Source organism: Acidimicrobiia bacterium, assembly GCA_035948415.1.
GTDB lineage: Bacteria > Actinomycetota > Acidimicrobiia > IMCC26256 > PALSA-555 > PALSA-555.
Genome location: DASZJD010000055.1, coordinates 45,399 through 63,622 on the forward strand (window position 1 = coordinate 45,399; position 18,224 = coordinate 63,622).

Below are 18,224 nucleotides of genomic sequence, written 5' to 3' on the forward strand. Positions count from 1 at the left end.
CGCCGGCCCTCGCCGCTGCCATAGTGAGTGCACGGCGGGCCAACCGGAGGTGGGTGCCCTGGGGACCGAGCCCGAAGCGCACGAGACGGCGATCGGCCGGCGAGTCTTCCTCGGCGTGGCCGCGTTCGCGGCCACGGGCGTCGTCTTCGGCACCCAGATCCAGGGCTGGCTCGAGCGGAACGTCGGCCCGATCCTGACCAAGGACCCGACCGGGCTGCTGGCCCTGCTCCCGGTGGGGCGGTTCCGCATCTACAGCGTGACCTCCGACCTGCCCACGCGCAGCCGCGCCGCCTACCGACTGCACGTGCGCGGCCTCGTCGAGCGCGAGACGACGCTCACCTTCGACGAGCTGCGCTCGATGCCCAAGACTCGCCTGCGGCGCGACTTCCAGTGCGTGACCGGCTGGCGGGTGCCCGACGTTCCGTGGGCGGGCGTCCGGCTGTCCGAGGTGCTCGACCGCGCCGGCGTCAAGCCGGAGGCGCGGGCGGTGCGCTTCGTCTCGTTCGACGGCGCCTACAGCGAGAGCCTGACGCTCGCCCAGGCCCGCCGTCACGACGTCCTGGTCGCGTACGAGCTCGAGGGGGAGGCCCTGTCGAGCGAGCACGGCGGCCCGGCCCGGCTGTACGTGGCGCCGATGTACGGCTACAAGTCGTGCAAGTGGCTGGAGGCCATCGAGCTCACGCGCGGGGTCGAGCCCGGCTACTGGGAGCAGCGGGGGTACGCCGTGGACGGCTGGGTCGGCCGGTCGAACCACCGCGACGATGACGCCACCAGCTGAGCTCGAGCGCTTCGACGCCGTCGAGCGCGTGGCGCACTGGGCCACGGCGTCGCTGTTCGGCGTCCTCATGCTCAGCGGCGCCGCGCTGTACGCCGGGCCGATCTCGACGCTGGTTGGGCAGCGCGAGCTCGTCCGGCTCGTCCACGTCTCCGCCGGGGTCGCGCTGCCGGTGCCGCTGCTCGTGGCCCTCGCCGGTCGGTGGGGCCGTCACCTGCGGCGCGACCTTCGGCAGCTCGGGCGCTTCGACGACGAGGACCGGCGCTGGCTCCGTCGGGCGACACGCGCCGACGCCCGGCTCGCCAAGTTCAACCCGGGTCAGAAGGTGAACGCGGCCTTCCTGGGGTCGGCGATCGTCGTGATGCTCGGCACCGGGATCGTCCTCAAGTGGTTCTCGCTCTTCTCGCTCGACACGCGGACCGGCGCGACGTTCGTCCACGACTGGGTGGCGCTCGGCATCTGGGTCGCCGTCGCCGGCCACGTCGCCCTCGCGCTGCGCGACCCCGACGCGCTGCGCGGGATGGTGCGGGGCCGGGTCTCGGCGCGCTGGGCTCGGTCGATGCGGCCCCGCTGGTTCGAGGCTGAGACGGGCGAGCCGGCGAGCCGCCTCAAGGTGGCGGCGCCGCTCGCGTCGACGCCAACTCCGGGTCCGCGCGCGCCGCGCGCCGGTAGCCTCGATTGATGGCCGTCGACCCCGCCGAGATCCGGCTGCCCGCGGCGCTGATCCCTGGCGACGGGCGCTTCGGCTCGGGTCCGTCGAAGGTGCGCGACGAGGCGGTGGCGCGTCTCGCCGACGCGGCCCACGGGTACCTCGGCACCAGCCACCGCCGCGACGGCGTGCGGAGCGTGGTGCGGCGGGCCCGGGCCGGGCTCGCGGAGCTGTTCGGGCTCCCGGCCGGGTACGAGGTCCTCGTCGGCAACGGCGGCACCTCGGTCTTCTGGGACGCCGCCGCGTTCGGGCTCGTCGAGCGGCGCAGCCAGCACCTGAGCTTCGGCGAGTTCTCGTCCCGCTTCGCCGCCGTCGTCGCGGCCACGCCGTTCCTCGAGACGCCCGAGGTGATCGAGTCCCCGCCGGGCACGCATCCCGAGGGCCGCCCCAGCGCCGACGTCGACGCCTACGCGTTGACCCACAACGAGACGTCCACCGGCGTGATGATGGACGTGAGCCGCCCGGACGGCGGGTTGGTGCTGGTGGACGCCACGTCGGCGGCCGGGGGCCTGCGCGTCGACCCGCGGGCGTTCGACTGCTACTACTTCGCCCCCCAGAAGGCGTTCGCCTCCGAAGGCGGCCTGTGGCTGGCGCTGTGCTCCCCGGCGGCGATCGAGCGGATCGAGCGGATCGCCGCGTCCGGCCGCTGGCAGCCGCCGACCCTCAGCCTGCCCCTGGCGCTCGAGCACTCCCGGCAGGACCAGACCCTGAACACCCCCGCGCTCGCCACCCTGTTCCTGCTCGCCGACACGATCGAGTGGATGCTCGCCCAAGGCGGCCTCGAGTGGGCGGCGTCGCGCTGCGACCAGGCCGCCGAGCTCCTCTACGGCTGGGCCGAGGCCAGCCCGTCCGCCACCCCGTTCGTCGCCAAGCCGGCGGAGCGCAGCCACGTCACCGCCACCATCGACTTCGTCGACGTCGACGCAGCCGCCGTCGCGGCCGCGCTCCGCGCCAACGGGATCCTCGACACGGAGCCGTACCGCAAGCTCGGGCGCAACCAGCTGCGGATCGCGATGTACCCGGCGGTCGAGCTCGAGGACCTGGCCACGCTGACCCGGGCCATCGACCACGTGATCGCCCGCCTCGCGTGAGCGTCACCGTCCCCGACGGGCTCGTCGCGGTCGTGAAGCGCGACTGCCCCACGTGCCGGCTCGTCGCGCCGGTGCTCGCCGACCTCCGGGCGCGGGCGGCGCCGCTCACGGTCTTCTCCCAGGACGACCCGTCGTTCCCCGAGGGCCTCGACGCCGTCGACGACACCGGCCTCGACGTCTCGTTCGCCCTCGACGTCGACACCGTGCCCACCCTCGTGCGGGTGGAGGGCGGCCGCGAGACGGCGCGCCTGGTCGGCTGGAGCCGGGCGGAGTGGGCGCCGTTCACCGGCGTGGCCGACCTGGGTGCCGACCTGCCGCCGCACCGACCGGGCTGCGGCTCCCGGACCCACGATCCGGACCTCGTGGCCGCCCGCGCCGCCGCGGCCGGCGGGGCCCGGCTGACCGCCCGCCGGGTCGAGCTCGGACCGAGCGAGGACGACGCCGAGGCGATGTTCGACCGGGGCTGGACCGACGGGCTGCCGGTCGTCCCCCCGACCCCCGAGCGCGTCGCTCGCATGCTGACCGGCACGACCCGGGACCCGGGTCAGGTTGTTGCCGTCGTCCCGCCCGACCTCGTCGAGTGCACGGTGGAGAAGGTCGCGATCAACGCCGTGCTCGCCGGCTGCCGCCCCGACTACCTGCCCGTCGTCCTCGCCGCGGTCGAGGCCGCCTGCACCGACGAGTTCAACATCCACGGCCTGCTCGCCACGACCTGGTTCTCGGGGCCGCTCGTGATCGTGAACGGCCCCCGGGCCCGAGCCGTGGGGATGAACGCGGGCGTGAACGCGCTCGGCCAGGGCAACCGGGCCAACGGCACGATCGGGCGGGCGCTGCAGCTCGTCGTCCGCAACGTGGGGGGCGGGCGGCCGGGCGAGGTCGACCGGGCCACCCTCGGCCAGCCCGGGAAGTACACGTTCTGCTTCGCCGAGCGGGAGCACGACTCGCCGTGGGAGCCCCTCCACGTCACCCGCGGCCTGCCCGCCTCGTCGTCGGCGGTGACGCTCTTCGCCGCCGAGGGGCCGCGGGGCCTGGTCGACCAGCTGTCTCGCGACGCCGGGTCGCTCGCGAGCAGCTTCGCCGCCTGCCTGCGGGCCACCACGCACCCGAAGATCGCGCTGGCGTTCGACGCCGTCGTCGTGGTGTCGCCCGAGCACGGCCGGGTCTTCCGCGAGGCGGGCTGGTCGAAGGCCCGCCTCCTCGAGGAGCTGGGGAGCCGCCTGCAGCTGCCGGGCGAGGAGCTGGTGCGGGGCGCGGGCGGCATCGCCGAGGGCCTGCCCGAGGCGGTCCGGACCATGACCGTGCCGAAGTTCCGTGACGGCGGGCTGCTGCTCGTCCACGCCGGTGGTGGAGCGGGCCTCTTCTCGGCCATCATCGGGGGCTGGGCCAGCGGCCCGACCGGCAGCGCGCCGGTGACGAGGGAGATCGGCACGTGAACGACGCCCGCGTAGTCCTCGACCCGACCGGCGAGCGGCAGGCGCCGGTGCGCGAGCGCACGCCGCGGCCCCGAACGCTGAGCGGCGCCGCCGTCGGCCTCCTCGACATCTCCAAGGCCCGGGGCGATGTGTTCCTCGACCGCCTGGAGGAGCAGCTGCGCGGTCGCGGCGCCCGGGTGCGGCGCTACGCGAAGCCGACGTTCACGAAGGTGGCTCCGATCGATCTGCGCCGCGAGATCGCTCAGCAGTGCGACGTCGTGATCGAGGCGCTCGCCGACTGAGGTTCGTGCACGTCGTGCAGTGTGCACGACACCGTCAACCTGGAGGCCTTGGGGGTGCCGACCGTGTTCGTGGCCTCGAGCGAGTTCGTCGACGCCGCCGTCGCCCAGGCGCGCGCGCTCGGCGCCGACCCGGCGTCGGTGTTCGTGCCCCACCCGATCCAGGACCGCACCGACGACGAGCTCCGGGCCCTCGCTGACGGCGCGGTGGATGACGTCGTTCGGGCCGTGAGCGGGTAGCGGTGCTGCTGCTCCACGAGGTGCACCGGGTCCGCGGCGCGCGGGAGGACGACTTCGAGGCCGCCTTCCGTGACGGCTGGCGGCCGGAGCTGGCGGCGGGGGACGACGCCCGTCTCCTCTACTTCATGCACCTCGCCCACGGGTCGGGGCGCGCCTACACGGTCGTGACCGTGACGGCGGTGCGCGACGGCGCGGCGTGGGAGCGCCTGGCCCGCTCGGTCCAGGACGGGCCCCTCCGGGCCTGGGCCCGGGACGTGGACCAGCTCCGCCACGGCGTCACGGCCAAGGTGCTGCTCCCGGTGCCGTGGTCGCCGCCGCTCGTCGAGGACCTCGACGCGGTCCCGACCGAGGGCGTCGAGCACCCGCTCACGATCTTCATGGAGGACACCGCCTGGCCCCACGACGGGATGCTGGAGGACTACCTCGAGGCCGCCCGCTCCCACTACGCCCCGAGCATCGCCGAGAGCCGGGCCGGTGGGCGGGCGATCCTGGACCTGCTGGCGGTGTTCCAGACCGCCCTCGGCGCCGGCCGGCGCGCCGAGGTGGTCCTGTGGCAGCGGGTCGTCGACCACGCCCGGCTCCAGCGGCTGCTCGAGACCGAGATTCCACCGGAGTACCGCGGGCCGGGGACCTGGATGCACGACGCGCTGCGGGTCCGCGACGACTGGGAGAGCCGCCTCCTGCGCACGGCGCGGTGGTCGCCGCTCGCCTGAGCGGGCGTCAGCCGAGGACTGCGGCCGCGAACGCCTCGACGGTCGGCTGCCCCTCGCTCGGCCAGCCCGCGACGAGGTAGCCGAACCCGACCTCCTGCCACCGGTCGATGGTGCGGCGCGCGTCGTCGACGCCGCCGTCGAGGGAGAGCGAGCCGGCGCGCAGGATCGCGGCCGGGTCGCGGCCGGCCGCCGCCGCCAGCTCGCTCAGGCGCTCCGACCGCTCGGCCAGGTGGTCCGGGGGCCCGAACGAGTGCCAGACGTCGGCGTGCCGCGCCGCGACGCCGAGCATCCGATCCCCGGACGCCCCGATCCAGATCGGCGGGCGCGGCTGCTGCACCGGCCGCGGCCGCAGCGTCGCCTCGCGGACCTGGTAGTGGCGGCCGTCGAACGAGAACCGGTCGGTGGTGAGCAGGCCCCGCACGACCTGCACCGCCTCCTCGAACGCGGCGACGCGCTCCCCGGTGGGCGGGAACGGGATCCCGAGGGCACGGTGCTCGCCGTCGAACCACGCCGCGCCGTACGCGAGCTCGTAGCGGCCGCCGGAGGCGTGGTCGATGGTGATCGCCTCCGCCGCCAGCACCGAGGGGTGGCGGTACGTGAGCCCCGTCACCAGCAGTCCCAGCCGCGCCCGCTCGGTGAGGCCGCTCAAGGCCGCGAGGGTGGTGTTGCCCTCGAAGCACTCCCCGGGCCCCGACCCGTACATGGGCTGGAAGTGGTCGAAGCCCCAGACGCCGTCGAAGCCGGCGTCGTCCGCGAACCGGGCCCGCGCCACCACCTCCGCCCACGGCATGCGCTGTTGGGCGACGTCGAGGCCGATTCGCATGCTCATCCCTCTCCGCGGCACCGGTCGCGCCGCACGGGGCCCGGCAGTGTACGGCCCGGTGCGCGGCTCATCGCTCGATGAGCGCTTCCCAGCCGGGGGGCGGCGGGGCCAGGCGCCAGTACTGCTCGGGGGCCGGTGCGTCGAGCTTGCGCAGCAGGCCCCACTCGGCCTCGAGGGCGCGCACCTGCGTCGGGTAGCACGCGACCGCGGCGCGCTTGCGCTCGTGGTCCACGTCGACGGGCACGGCCGCCGGCGTCGGCCAGACCGCCCGCCGGAAGAGGGCCGAGATGCGCCACGCCAGCAGACCCGGGATGTGCTGGTAGCCCATGTCCTCGTAGCAGAACCACGCCGCGCCGTCCCCGTCGGCCTGCATGCGCTCGCGCACCAGCATGGCGGCCTCGTGGGTGCAGTCGTGATCGGGGTTCGCAAGCCCAAACGGCGCGAACACCGCCGTCGGACGCACCGCGCGCACGGCCTCGTCGAGCGCGTCGACGACCTCGTGGGGCCGGATCCAGTCGGCGCGGTCCAGGTAGGAGTGCTCGACGAAGTCGAGCCACACCGGTCGGGCGGCGAAGCCGGCGAGCGCAGCGGCGTCCTCGGCCCGCCGCGCGACGTGCACCTCGTCGCCGGGACCGAACCCGCCGAGGGCGTCCCAGTGGCCCGGCGGGTCTGGGTAGCGGTCGGGGCGCCCGGCGAAGGCGGTGACGACCACGACGCCGGGGTGCGCCGCGAGCAGGTACGAGCACCCGAGCACCGCGTCGTCGAGATGGGGCGACACGACGACGACGCGCTCGAGCTCGGCCGCCGGGACGGTGCCCCAGTCCCGCATGTCGGGGGGTGCGGGCCGGGCCACGGGCGGCAGCATCCCAGAAAGCCGAGGTCGCCTTCACGCCGGCTTGGGCCGGAGCGGGTCCACACTGCCCCGACCTTTCGGGGGGGTTTCGACCCGTTCGCGGCTTTGATGAGGCGCCTCTCCGACCGGGTTGCCGGTCTCGGGGCCACCCGGCGTGCGCGTCCGGCCGCGATCTGCGGTACAAATGGGTGCGGCGGGTGGCGTGCGCTGCACGCCGCGATCGCCCGGCACCTTCAGCGATGCCCAGCCCCGCCCCACCCGCTGGGGGCCGTCGGGCGAACGGTGGGGTGCCCCGTCGAGGTGGGCGTTGCCCACCTCCGGGGCCGCCCCGCCCGCACGCGAGACTGCGGTCGTGGCCGCCGATCGCTCCGCCCCGACGCGGCCGAGCGGCGCGGTCGCGCCGACCCTCCGCGCCCTCGGCTGCACCGGGCTCATGGTCAGCCCCCTGTGCCTCGGCGCCATGAACTTCGGTGACCCCACCGACCCCGAGGAGTCGACGGCCATCATCGACGCCGCCCTCGACGGTGGGATCACGATGATCGACACCGCCGACGTGTACGCCGGTGGCCGCAGCGAGGAGATCGTCGGCGCCGCGCTGGCGGCCAACGGTCGGCGCGACGAGATCGTGCTCGCCACGAAGGTCGGCATGCCCCGCGGCGCCGCGCCGCCGGGCACGTGGCACCGGCGGGACCACATTGTCGCGTCGTGCGACGAGTCCCTCCGGCGCCTCCGGACCGACCGCGTGGACCTGTACCAGCTGCACCGACCCTCGCTGGTCGTGCCCCAGGACGAGACGCTCGCCGCCTTCGACGAGCTCGTCCGGGCCGGCAAGGTGCGACACCTCGGCTGCTCGACGCACCCGGCGTGGATGGTCATGGAGGCGCTGTGCATCGCGGCCCGCGACGACCGGCCCGCCTACGCGACCGAGCAGCCGCCGTACAACCTGCTCGACCGGCGGGTGGAGAACGAGCTGCTGCCGCTGTGCCGGGCCCACGGCCTCGGCGTGCTCCCCTGGTCACCGCTGGGGGCCGGCATCCTCGCCGGCCGCTACGACGACGTCGACGAGATCCCCGACGGCGCGCGCGCGGCCCGCCGCCCGCAGCTTCGGGAGCGGCTGACGCCCGCAGCGCTGGATGTCGCGCGCGGCCTCCGTGCGCTCGCGGCCGAGCGCGGGCTGACGAGCGCCCAGCTGGCGCTGCTGTGGGCGAAAGACCAGCCGGACGTCACCGCGCCGATCGTCGGGCCGCGCACCCGATCCCAGCTGCAGGACGCGCTCGGCGTCCTCGAGCGGTCGCTCGACGACGAGGCTCGGGCCGCCTGCGACGAGCTCGTCCCGGCCGGGAGCGCGGTCGCCGACTTCCACAACACCTCGGGCTGGATGCGGGAGCGGATCACCTGAGCCCGTCAGCGCGTGAGGATCACGACCGCCGAGCCGGCCGCGACCACGAGCAGGACGGCCAGCAGCAGGAGCGACGAGCGCGTGAAGCCGGCCTCGGCCAGGCCCGCGCCCGCGGGGCGCGCTCGACGTCGCTCGCCACTCGCCACCGGGCCCCCATGATGGTCCCGGCACCGCACGGCGGGCGGGCGCCGGGCGGGATCGGGCCCGTCCGCCCGCGTCGCCGATGACCGGCGGGGGCCTCCGCGGCAAGCGGGTACTGGTGATGGGCGTCGGCCGCCGCGCCGGCGGGGTCGGCGCCATCCGGTACGCGGCCGAGTCGGGCGCCGAGGTGCGCGTCACCGACGCGGGTGACCCCGCCCGGTTCGGAGCGGTGGTCGAGGCGTTCCGCGACCAGCCCATCGCCTTCGTCCTCGGTCGTCACGACGAGGCCGACTTCCGGTGGGCCGACGTCGTGATCCGAAACCCCGACGTCCGGCGCGACTCGCCCTACCTGCGGGTCGCCGAGGCCAACGGCGCGAGGGTCGAGATGGAGATGACGCTCTTCCTGCGGGCCTGCCCGGCCCCGACCGTCGGCGTCACCGGCACCAAGGGCAAGACCACGACCACGATGCTCCTGCACGGCATGCTCCGCCAGCGGTGGCCGACGACGGTGGTCGCCGGGAACATGGGCCGGTCGGCCCTGGCTCGCCTCCACGACGTCGAGCCCGGCGTCCCCGCCGCGCTCGAGCTGTCCTCGTTCCAGCTCGAGGGGCTCGGCGAGCACGCGCTCTCGCCGCACGTGGCCGTGATCACCAACCTGCGCCCCGACCACCTCGACCGGTACCCGTCGTTCGAGGACTACGCCACCGCCAAGGCGAACATCGTCCGCAACCAGCGACGCGACGACTGGAAGGTCTTCCCGGCTGACGACCCGAGCGTGGCGCCGCTCGTCGCCGGGACCCCCGCCGGCACGATCACCTTCGCCGACCGGGCCCACGACGGCCAGCGCACCCTGTTCCTCGAGGACGACCGGCTCGTGGCGTCGTGGGACGGCACCGCCCTCGACCTCGGTCCGGCGGGCGCGCTGCGGGTCCCCGGCGCGCACAACCGCCGGAACGCACTCGCCGCCGCCGGCGCCGCGCTCGCGGTCGGCGTCGGCGCGGCCGAGGTGCGTCGCGCCGTGGCCGGCTTCGACGGCGTCCCGCACCGCCTCGAGCCGGTGGCGACCATCGGCGACGTGGACTTCGTGAACGACAGCGCGGCCACCACACCGGACGCCGCCGTCGCCGCGCTGACCGCGTTCGAGGGTCGCCCGATCGTCGCCGTCGCTGGAGGGTCCGACAAGGGCCTCGACCTCGCCCCGCTGGCGACGGCGCTCGCGGCGCACGCCGCCCACATCGTGCTGCTCGCCGGCTCCGGCACGGCAGGGCTGCGCCGCCGGCTGGGCGACGCCGTGCCCGTGCACGGCCCGTTCGATTCGATGGCGGCGGCGGTGGCGCGGGCCGCCGCGCTCGCGCCCGCGGGCGGGGTCGTGCTGCTCTCACCGGGCTGCGCCAGCTTCGGGGTCTTCGTCGACGAGTTCGACCGCGGCGACCGGTTCCGAGCCGCGGTCGAGGAGCTCGAGGCCCGCGCCGGGTCGTGACGCCGCGGTGACGCGTTCCTGATCGCTGGCAACCGGGGGGCGAGGAGGGGGGAGGATCGCGTCGTGAGCGTCCACCTCGACACCCTCGACGGACCGCTCGGCGCGGTGGGGTTGTGACCTCCGCTCGCCGCTCGACGCCGCCGACCGGGTGACCCTCCGCCCCGCGCTCGGCGACCGGCCCCTCGTCGTCTTCGCGCGCGTGCGGTGACGCGTGCCGGTGGCCGCCCGACCGGGCTCAGGCCACGGCGGCGCCGAACGACTCGTAGGGGCGCTCGGTCCGCCGAGCCAGCTCCTCCCCCGCCCGCCACTGGAACTCGCTGATGCCGCCGGGCTGCCACGGCCCGACCGAACCGGCCGCCACGGCCTCGGGGCTCTTCGGCACCACCCCGAAGTGGGCCGCGGCATCCTCCACGTCGAGCGCGGCGAGGTCGAACCAGTCCACGGCGAGGAAGTCGACGCTGCCGGTCACGCGGGCGCCGCGACGCATGGCGTCGGCGACGCGCTCGGCCACGCCTCGGTGCGAGAGCTGCCCCGGCATCGACTCGAACAGCCCCGCGCCGGCCCGCAGGTAGCCGGTCTCGAACAGCGACACCACCATCGCGAGGAGGCTGAACGCCCGCGGATCGTCGTTCGCGCGCGCGATGAAGGCGAACACCTCGAGCTCCGATTCGACCCGGGTGCCGTAGTCGGCCAACACGTGCACCCAGTCGTGCTGCGCCAGCAGCGGGGGCGCCGAGCCCGGCAGGCCGGGGTAGACGAATCCACGGGCCCGGTAGAAGTCGGCGACCCGACGCCCGAGGGTCCGCGCCGGCAGCCGCTCGAGCGCGCACCACCGCGCCGCCAGGTCGGCGTCGTGGACCGACTGCTCCCACGCGACGGCCAGCGGGGTCGCGGTGTGGAGGGCGGCCTGGCGTTCGGAGGACCAGTCGGCGGTGTAGCCGTTGCGGTCGAAGTCCAAGGCCGCGAGGCCGAGCGTCCCGGCCGCGAACTCCTGGGCGACGCCGAGCATGCCCTCGTCGACGCCGAGCTCGGCGGCGAAGGCCTGGACCCGCACCGCCACCTCGGCGGGCAGCGGACGCAGCACCAGCGCCCCCAGCAGCATCAGCTGCACCATCCGCGTGCGGAAGCCCTCCTCGCGGCCGGCCAGCCCCGCCGCCCACTCGGCCGCGTCGATCGGCTCGGGGCGCTCCGGCATCGGGTAGCCGGTCATCTCGTGGAAGACCGCGTCCAGCAAGGCGTGCTGGAGCTCGGTCAGGCCTCCGGGCGGAGCCATCGCGGTGGCGACCCCGCGGGACAGGAACGCCACCTCCTCGGCGTCGGGCGGGTTGAGGTTGACCGTGGCTGGGCTCGGGAACGGCACCGGCATCGCTGACCCCCTGACCCTGTGCTCAACACCTCCGCCGCGGTCGTGTTCCCGCTCCCGTCACTCGACCCGGGCGAACTGGGCCACCGCGCCGACCAGCAGGGCGACGGCGACGAGGGCGACGAACCCGAGCTCGAAGAGGACCGGGAGGTGCCAGCCGCCCCAGGTGATGCCCGGCTCGAGGGTGCGGGTCACCGCGGCCGAGGCGTGGGCGTGGGTGAAGACCGTTCGCCGCATGGCGTCGACGACGTAGGCGAGCGGGTCGAACCGGGTGAGCGTGCCGAGCCACGCCGGCAGCCGGTGGATCGGGAACACCGCCCCGGCGAGGAAGAACATCGGCAGGACGAAGAGCTGCATCACCACCTGGAACGACTCGATCTCCTGGATCCGGGCGGCGAGGAAGAGCCCGAAGGCAGTGAGCATCGTGGCGGTGATCACCATCATGCCGAGCAGCTCGATGAACAGCACCGGCGAGTACGGGACGTGCACGAGGCCGGCGAGGACCAGGATGATGATGCCCTGCATCGTGGCGACGGTGGCGCCGCCGGCGCACTTGCCCACCATGATCGCGCCGCGACGAACCGGCGCCACGAGCATCTCGCGCAGGAAACCGAACTCTCGGTCCCACACGATCGACACCGCCGAGAAGATGGCGGTGAACAGGATCGTCATGGCGATCACGCCCGGGAACATGAAGGTGCGGAAGTCGAAGCCGCCGGGGACCTTCACCACCGGGGCCAAGCCGGTGCCGAGCACGAAGAGGAAGAGGATCGGCTGAGCCAGCGAGGTGAGGATTCGGATTCGGTTGCGGCCGAAGCGGATGATCTCCCGCTTCCACACGACGCGCGCCGCCCGAAGGTCGTCGTACCAGGCCGCGCCCTCATGGAGGTCGACCACCGGCGCGACCGCGGGCATGGAGGTGCTGGTGGTGGTCGTCGTCATCGGCCTCTCCTGGCTCGCACCATCGGGTTCATCATGAGCCGGTCGGTCGCCGAGGACTCGGCGTCTCGGATCGTGCGCCCGGTGTGGCGCATGAACACGTCGTCGAGGGTGGGCCGGGCGATGCTCACCGCCTTGATGCCGACGTCCAGGGCCGCGAACAGGCGGGGGACGAACTCCTCCCCCTCGGCGACGTGGAACGTCAGCCCCTCGCTCGTCGGCGTGGCCTCGATCCCGAAGGCCTCGCCGAGCTCACGGCGCGCCTGGTCGTCGTCCTCGGTGCGCAGCTCGATGCGGTCCTTCCCGACGGCCGCCTTGAGCGCGTCGGGCGTGTCCATCACCACGATCTCGCCGTTGTCGATGATCGCGATGCGGTCGCAGTACTCGGCTTCGTCCATGTAGTGGGTCGTGAGGAAGATCGTGATCGCTTCGCGGTCCCGCAGCGCCTGGATGTAGTCCCAGATGTTCACCCGGGTCTGGGGGTCGAGCCCCACCGTCGGCTCGTCCAGGAACAGCACGCGGGGGGAGTGGAGGAGGCCCCGGGCGATCTCGAGGCGGCGCTTCATCCCACCCGAGAAGGTGCGGACCAGCCCGCTCCGGCGCTCCCAGAGGCCGACCATCTCGAGGACCGCCGGGATCCGCTCGGCGGCGCGCTCGCGCGGCATCCGGTAGAGCTGGGCGTGGAACTGGAGGTTCTCGAGGGCGGTCAGGTACTCGTCGAGCGTCGGGTCCTGGAACACGAGGCCGATGCGGCGCCGGACCCCGAGGGGGTTGCCGGTCACGTCGAAGCCGGCCACCCGGGCCGAGCCGCCGGACGGCGTGATGAGGGTGCAGAGCATCGAGATGGTGGTGGACTTCCCGGCCCCGTTCGGCCCGAGGAACCCGAACGTCTCGCCCGGCGCGACGTCGAAGGTCACCCCGCGCACGGCCTCGAGGCCGTCGTAGCGCTTCCGGAGGTCTCGGACCTCGATTGTCGACTCCAGGGGCACCGGGCCTCGCTTTTGCTCCTCGCCGGGCGAACGAAGGTACTCTACCCTTGCGGTGATCGATAACTACCTGTCGGGCCCTCGAGCCGACCGCTCCCGGCGCCAGCTGGCCGAGCTCTGCTTCGGGGTGGTGCGGCGGCTGCGGTCGCACGCGGCCGAGCTCGCCGGCGAGTTCGGCCTGTCGTTCCTGCAGAGCCGGGCCCTCTGGCGGCTCGAGCAGCCGCTCGCCACCGGCGCCCTCGCCGAGCAGCTCGGGCTCGACCGCTCGAACGTCACGAGCATCGTGGACCGCCTCGAGTCCGGGGGCTTCGTCACCCGCGAGGCCCACCCCGAGGACCGCCGGGTGAAGCTGCTCACCCTGACGCCGGCGGGTCGCGCCGTGCGAACGGCGCTCGACGAGCGGATCTTCACGACCGTGACGCTCTTCGACGCGCTCACCGAGGACGAGCGGGCGCAGCTGTCGGCGCTCCTCTCGACGATCCTCGAGCGCGCCGAGTCCGAGCCGGCCCCAGCGGCCCCCTGATCGGCGGTCCGTGAGGAGACGACGTGCTTCGGGGGGATCGCCAAGCCGCTGAGCACCGAGCGAGGGTCCAGGCCCGCGTGCCGGAGCGGGTCGTGGCCGCGGGCTGGGTGGTCGCCCGGGGGGCGGGCGGACCGGGCAACGACCCGGGCTGGCCGTCGCGAGCCTGGCTCGCCGTCACCCCCACCCGGCTCTACGGCTTCCGCGCCGAAGGTGACGGCGTCGGCGCGCTGATCGGCGCCTGGGATCGATCCGAGGTCACGGCGACGGCGTCGGCCGCGCTGACGGCGACCCGACTGCGGCTCGTCTTCGCGGGTCACGAGTTGGGCCTCGAGCTCGACGCCCGGCGCGGGGTCGGGAACCGCGAGCTGGTCCGCGTCCTGCGCGACCGCGCCGCGGCGGGCTGACCACGGCGCCGCGTCCGACGCGGCGGGCCCCGAGACGATACTGGTCACCTTGTGCCGCCTCGACCGGCCGCGGGCCCGCGCCGCTCGGCCTCGTCCGCCGTCCTCGGCGAGGCGAGCCCACCACTGAGCCCCTCGTGCACCGCGCCGCCGCCGCGAACGCCTTCTTCACCGCGCTCACGCTCGTGGCCGACGGCGTGGTCGTCGCGTCCGCGTGCGTCGCGCTGGCCGGGATGGTCCCCGGCGGCCGTCGGATCCGCCGCGGGCTGGTGCAGTTCGTCGGGCCGCAGGCCCGGGGCCTGGCCCTCCTCGTCGCCCTCACCGCCACCGGCGGCAGCCTCTACTACTCCGAGGTCGTCGGATTCGTTCCGTGCGAGCTCTGCTGGTACCAGCGCATCTGCATGTACCCGCTCGTGGTGGTCCTCGCCGTGGGCGTCCTCCGCCGGGACGCCACCTCGTGGTGGTGCGCGGCTCCGCTCGTCGCGGTCGGGGTCCCCCTGGCGACCTACCACTGGCTCGTCGAGCGAGTGCCGTCGATCGCGTCGACCTCGTCCTGTTCGGTCGGGGCGCCGTGCGCCGTCCCGTACTTCGAGGAGCTTGGCTTCGTGACGCTCGCGTTCATGGCGCTGAGCGCGTTCGCGCTCGTCGCGGCGCTGCTGGCCACCGACCGGGCCTGGCACCGAGCGGCAGGGGCGGGATCCTCGTGAGCGGCGGCCGCAGCCGGGCCTGGCTGTGGGGCGCGGTCGGCGTCGTCGTCGTGGCGGCCGGTATCGTCGCCGCGGTGGTCAGCGCGGGCGGCGGCGGCAGCACCAGCAGCTCCGGTCACGGCCACGCCGGGGGCACCGTCGAGATCGCGTCGCGGGTCACCGTGCAGGGCGCGCCGCTCCCGACCCTTCCCGATTCGGGCTCGGACCCGGCGGTGGGCCGAGCGGCGCCGACGCTCGTCGGCGTCACCTTCAGCGGCGCCCCCCTGACCGTGACCGACACCGGTCAGCCGTTCGCGGTCGTCTTCGTGGCCCACTGGTGCCCGCACTGCCAGGCCGAGGTGCCGCGCATGGTCGCCCTGGCCCGCAGCGGCCAGATCCCGGTCCCCGTGGTCGGCGTCGCGACCGGCACCGACCCCGCGGCGCCGAACTACCCGCCGTCGGCGTGGCTGGCCCGCGAGCACTGGCCGTTCCCGGTGCTCGTAGACACCAGCCACGCAACGGCCGCCACCGCGTACGGGCTCCCCGCCTACCCGTTCCTCGTGTTCGTGGACGCCCACGGCGCCGTCGCCGGTCGGCTCAGCGGCGAGATCGCCGCGTCCGACCTGGCCAAGGTCTTCGCGGCGCTCGGGGCCGGGCGGCCGCTCCCCATCCCGGGCACGCCCGGCGCGTCGAGCGGCCGCTGAGCACGCCGCGACGGCGTCGAGCACTCCCCCCCGGGCCGACGTCGTGACACCGGCGGCCGCGTTCGTGCGATGATCGCCGCCCAGGCGCGTGCGATCGGGCAGGTCCGTGCGGCGTTCACCGAGCCGGAAGCGAAGCAGGCCGCGCGCGCGACGGGCATCGCGGCAGGCCGCCGCCACCTCCGGGCCGCGAGCGGCACGAGCACCGCACCGCCCCCGCGACCACCTGCGGGCGATCGGGCCCGGACTCGTGTCCGGCGCGTCGGACATCGATCCCACGACCGTCGCCGCGATCGCCGTCGTCGGCGCCACCACCGTGTTCGGCTTGGCGTGGCTGACGCTCCTCGTCGCGCCGATGCTGATCGTGGTCCAGGTCATCGCGTCCCGCCTCGGCCTCCTCGGGCAGACCGACCTCCAGGGCGCCGCCCGTCAGCGGTTCGGCTGGCCGGTGCAGCACCTGCTGCTGGCGTCGATCGTGGTCGTGACCGTGCTCACCCTCGCCGCCGACCTCGAGGCCGGCGCCTCGTCGATCGAGCTGCTCACCGGGGCGCCGGCGCGCTGGCTCGTGGCGCCGCTGGGGATCGTGATCGTCGGGCTGCTCTTCGTCGGCACCTACCCGGCGATCCAGCGCGCCCTGAAGTACGGGGCGATGGCCTTGCTCGCGTACGCCGTCTCGGCCGGTCTCACCCACGTCGCGTGGAGCTCGGTGCTGTACCACAGCGCGGTGCCGACGTTCTCGCTCACGCACGACTACGTCGCCGGCGCGTTGGCGCTGCTCGGCACGACGATCACGAGCTACGTCTACGTCTGGCAATCGGCACAGCTGGCCGAGGAGCGGCGGCCCCGCGGGTCGCTGCGGCTGACCGAGACCGACGCCACCGTCGGCATCGTCTTCGCGGTCCTCATCATGTGGTTCATCCTCGTGGCGACCGGCGCCACGCTCGGGGTCCACCACCATCCCGTGCAGACGGCCCAAGACGCGGCGCGGGCCCTCGCCCCGCTGGCCGGCACCGCCGCGAGCACCGTGTTCGGCTTCGGCCTGCTCGCCTCGGCGCTCGTGGCGGTCCCGGTGCTCATGAGCACCGCGGCGTACGTCGTCGGCGCCGAGTACGGGTGGCGGCGCGGCCTGTCCGAGCCCGTGGCCCGCGCCCCCCGCTTCTACGCGGTGCTCGGGCTGGCCATGGCCGCCGCGGTCGCGGTCACGACGCTCGACGTCTCCCCCATCCGGCTGCTGTTCGACGCCAGCATCGCCGGCGGCGTCGGGGCGCCCGTCGGGTTGGCGTGCCTGGTGCTCGTCGCCGGTGACGGCCGCGTGATGCGGGGCCGCCCGATCGGCCCCGCCCTCCGGGCAGGGGCGTGGGCGGTCACGGTGGTGATCAGCGTCGCCGGCGCGCTCTACCTCGCCGACGAGCTCTTCGGCCTGACCTGAGGCCGGAGGCGCCGGGCCCCGTCAGCCCCCGGCCGGGGCGAGCAGGTCGGAGAGCTTCACGAGCCGGAACCCGCGCTGGCGCAGGCCGTTGACGACGAAGGGGACAGCTTGGGCCGTGAGCGGGGCCGTGTTGCCGCCGGTGATGTGCATCACGATGATCGACCCGTTCCTGCTGCTGGCGAGGGTGTTGCTGACGATGGCGCGCACCGACGTCCCGAAGGCGTCGCCGCTCGCCACGTCGTACTGGACCACCGTGACGCCCGTCGGGGCGACGGCCCGCAGCGCGGCGTCGTCGTAGCAGCCGCCGGGGAACCGGAAGTAGGGGGTCGCGCGGGTCGAGAACAGCCGGAGCAGGGCCTCTGAGTGCCGGACGTCGTCCGCCATCTGGGCGGCCGGCAGCGTCCCGAGTCCGTAGCAGGGCTGGTGGAAGGCGCGGTGCGAGTAGGAGTGGCTGGCGACCTCGAAGAGCGGGTCGGCGGCGATGCGTCGGGTGAGGTCCGGGTACCGTTCCATCCACTTCCCGGCCAGGAAGATCGTCGCCGGGACTTGCAGCCGGTCGAGCTCGTCGAGCACCGCGACGTTGGCGAACGACGCCACCCTGCCGGAGTTCAGCTCCTGGATCATGGCGTCGGTGAGGTTCGAATCGAACGTGAGCGCGACCGAAGACCGGTCCCGGGGCCCGCTGGCCACGACCGGTGCCCGGTCCGGCCACGGGGGCAGGTTCGTCGGCGGCGGCGGCGCGGTGGTCGGTGGGTCTGTCGCCGGCGTCGGGTCCACGTTCGGCGCCGCGCGCGACCCGACGTCGTGGCGGCTCGAGCCCGCGCCGGACGACACGGCCGCGAAGCTGGCCGCGGCGAGCACGGCCGCGAGCGCGAAGACCCCGATGACGACCAGCGCGCGTCGCCGGCCCGGCCGCGAGCGGCCGCGCGCCGAACTCCGCCCAGACCTGCGCCGCTCCGTCACGACCCCGATGGCTACCCGTTGACCGATCTGCCCGCAGCGCCCATTCAAGCAAACCGTCGAGCACAACCGGGGTCGCCACGAAGCGTCGTGACCGCGCGACGCGAACGCCGGCGTGGGCGGGCCACCCACAGCGCCACCGGCGACCACCAGCGGGCGGAGATCCGCGGCTCGCCCCCTCTCGGCTGAGCGCGCCGAACGACGAGCCGCGCGCCGTCGTCACCGCCGCCGCTGGCGCGCGATCTGTCGTCCAGCACCCGAACCTGCCATCATGCCCAGGCGCTATGGCAGTGAGTGTGCA

General features: G+C 74.6%; 20 protein-coding genes. 13 read left to right on the forward strand and 7 right to left on the reverse strand.

Annotated elements, in window-relative coordinates; translation table 11 throughout:
* Positions 1 to 49: 49 nt before the first annotated feature.
* The 6 genes from VG869_07925 to VG869_07950 are packed head-to-tail and all read left to right on the forward strand — an operon-like array spanning position 50 to position 5,239.
* Entirely contained in the window at positions 50 to 778 is a 729-nt protein-coding gene (locus VG869_07925) for a molybdopterin-dependent oxidoreductase (protein HEV3451118.1), read from the forward strand.
* On the forward strand, positions 762 to 1,457 hold the full coding sequence (locus VG869_07930; GenBank protein HEV3451119.1) for a cytochrome b/b6 domain-containing protein: 696 nt from the start codon (positions 762 to 764) through the stop codon (positions 1,455 to 1,457). Before VG869_07925 ends, VG869_07930 begins: the two co-directional genes overlap by 17 nt.
* A complete protein-coding gene (gene serC / locus VG869_07935) occupies positions 1,457 to 2,575 on the forward strand; it encodes a phosphoserine transaminase (GenBank protein ID HEV3451120.1) in 1,119 nt (372 codons plus the stop codon). The genes VG869_07930 and serC overlap by 1 nt, the downstream gene beginning before the upstream one ends.
* Positions 2,572 to 4,008 carry a thioredoxin family protein gene (locus VG869_07940; protein ID HEV3451121.1) on the forward strand — a complete coding sequence of 479 codons (1,437 nt, stop codon included), beginning with the start codon at positions 2,572 to 2,574 and terminating at the stop codon, positions 4,006 to 4,008. The genes serC and VG869_07940 overlap by 4 nt, the downstream gene beginning before the upstream one ends.
* Positions 4,005 to 4,526, forward strand: coding sequence for a UGSC family (seleno)protein (locus tag VG869_07945; protein ID HEV3451122.1), 522 nt, complete (start codon positions 4,005 to 4,007; stop codon positions 4,524 to 4,526). The genes VG869_07940 and VG869_07945 overlap by 4 nt, the downstream gene beginning before the upstream one ends.
* A 2-nt stretch (positions 4,527 to 4,528) precedes the next feature.
* Positions 4,529 to 5,239: a hypothetical protein gene (locus VG869_07950; GenBank protein ID HEV3451123.1), complete on the forward strand. Its 711-nt coding sequence runs from the start codon at positions 4,529 to 4,531 to the stop codon at positions 5,237 to 5,239.
* 7 nt (positions 5,240 to 5,246) lie between these two features.
* Here the strand turns inward: VG869_07950 and VG869_07955 are convergent, their stop codons facing one another.
* A complete protein-coding gene (locus VG869_07955) occupies positions 5,247 to 6,068 on the reverse strand; it encodes an LLM class flavin-dependent oxidoreductase (GenBank protein HEV3451124.1) in 822 nt (273 codons plus the stop codon).
* A gap of 61 nt (positions 6,069 to 6,129) precedes the next feature.
* Positions 6,130 to 6,927 carry a PIG-L family deacetylase gene (locus VG869_07960; GenBank protein HEV3451125.1) on the reverse strand — a complete coding sequence of 266 codons (798 nt, stop codon included), beginning with the start codon at positions 6,925 to 6,927 and terminating at the stop codon, positions 6,130 to 6,132.
* Positions 6,928 to 7,267: 340 nt separating this feature from the next.
* On the opposite strand from VG869_07960, the gene VG869_07965 reads away from it, so the two are divergent.
* On the forward strand, positions 7,268 to 8,314 hold the full coding sequence (locus tag VG869_07965) for an aldo/keto reductase (protein ID HEV3451126.1): 1,047 nt from the start codon (positions 7,268 to 7,270) through the stop codon (positions 8,312 to 8,314).
* Between the two features lie 5 nt (positions 8,315 to 8,319).
* On the opposite strand, the gene VG869_07970 is transcribed toward VG869_07965, so the two are convergent.
* Positions 8,320 to 8,460: a hypothetical protein gene (locus tag VG869_07970; protein HEV3451127.1), complete on the reverse strand. Its 141-nt coding sequence runs from the start codon at positions 8,458 to 8,460 to the stop codon at positions 8,320 to 8,322.
* Positions 8,461 to 8,537: 77 nt separating this feature from the next.
* On the opposite strand from VG869_07970, the gene murD reads away from it, so the two are divergent.
* A complete protein-coding gene (gene murD, locus VG869_07975) occupies positions 8,538 to 9,935 on the forward strand; it encodes a UDP-N-acetylmuramoyl-L-alanine--D-glutamate ligase (GenBank protein ID HEV3451128.1) in 1,398 nt (465 codons plus the stop codon).
* A gap of 235 nt (positions 9,936 to 10,170) precedes the next feature.
* On the opposite strand, the gene VG869_07980 is transcribed toward murD, so the two are convergent.
* The 3 genes from VG869_07980 to VG869_07990 are packed head-to-tail and all read right to left on the reverse strand — an operon-like array spanning position 10,171 to position 13,226.
* A complete protein-coding gene (locus VG869_07980) occupies positions 10,171 to 11,301 on the reverse strand; it encodes a hypothetical protein (protein ID HEV3451129.1) in 1,131 nt (376 codons plus the stop codon).
* Positions 11,302 to 11,358: 57 nt separating this feature from the next.
* On the reverse strand, positions 11,359 to 12,240 hold the full coding sequence (locus tag VG869_07985; GenBank protein ID HEV3451130.1) for an ABC transporter permease: 882 nt from the start codon (positions 12,238 to 12,240) through the stop codon (positions 11,359 to 11,361).
* A complete protein-coding gene (locus VG869_07990; protein ID HEV3451131.1) occupies positions 12,237 to 13,226 on the reverse strand; it encodes an ATP-binding cassette domain-containing protein in 990 nt (329 codons plus the stop codon). Before VG869_07990 ends, VG869_07985 begins: the two co-directional genes overlap by 4 nt.
* A 52-nt stretch (positions 13,227 to 13,278) precedes the next feature.
* Here VG869_07990 and VG869_07995 point away from each other — a divergent pair, with 52 nt between their 5' ends.
* From VG869_07995 to VG869_08015, 5 genes are all read left to right on the forward strand, one after another.
* Complete coding sequence (locus VG869_07995) at positions 13,279 to 13,746, forward strand: MarR family transcriptional regulator (protein ID HEV3451132.1); 468 nt, start codon at positions 13,279 to 13,281, stop codon at positions 13,744 to 13,746.
* 77 nt (positions 13,747 to 13,823) lie between these two features.
* Positions 13,824 to 14,150, forward strand: coding sequence for a hypothetical protein (locus tag VG869_08000; GenBank protein HEV3451133.1), 327 nt, complete (start codon positions 13,824 to 13,826; stop codon positions 14,148 to 14,150).
* 134 nt (positions 14,151 to 14,284) lie between these two features.
* On the forward strand, positions 14,285 to 14,854 hold the full coding sequence (locus VG869_08005; GenBank protein ID HEV3451134.1) for a disulfide bond formation protein B: 570 nt from the start codon (positions 14,285 to 14,287) through the stop codon (positions 14,852 to 14,854).
* Positions 14,851 to 15,537 (forward strand): TlpA disulfide reductase family protein, encoded by a 687-nt coding sequence (locus VG869_08010; protein HEV3451135.1) that lies wholly within the window; start codon positions 14,851 to 14,853, stop codon positions 15,535 to 15,537. The genes VG869_08005 and VG869_08010 overlap by 4 nt, the downstream gene beginning before the upstream one ends.
* A gap of 247 nt (positions 15,538 to 15,784) precedes the next feature.
* Positions 15,785 to 16,963 (forward strand): divalent metal cation transporter, encoded by a 1,179-nt coding sequence (locus tag VG869_08015; protein HEV3451136.1) that lies wholly within the window; start codon positions 15,785 to 15,787, stop codon positions 16,961 to 16,963.
* Positions 16,964 to 16,984: 21 nt separating this feature from the next.
* Here the strand turns inward: VG869_08015 and VG869_08020 are convergent, their stop codons facing one another.
* A complete protein-coding gene (locus VG869_08020; protein ID HEV3451137.1) occupies positions 16,985 to 17,926 on the reverse strand; it encodes a polysaccharide deacetylase family protein in 942 nt (313 codons plus the stop codon).
* Positions 17,927 to 18,224: the final 298 nt, after the last annotated feature.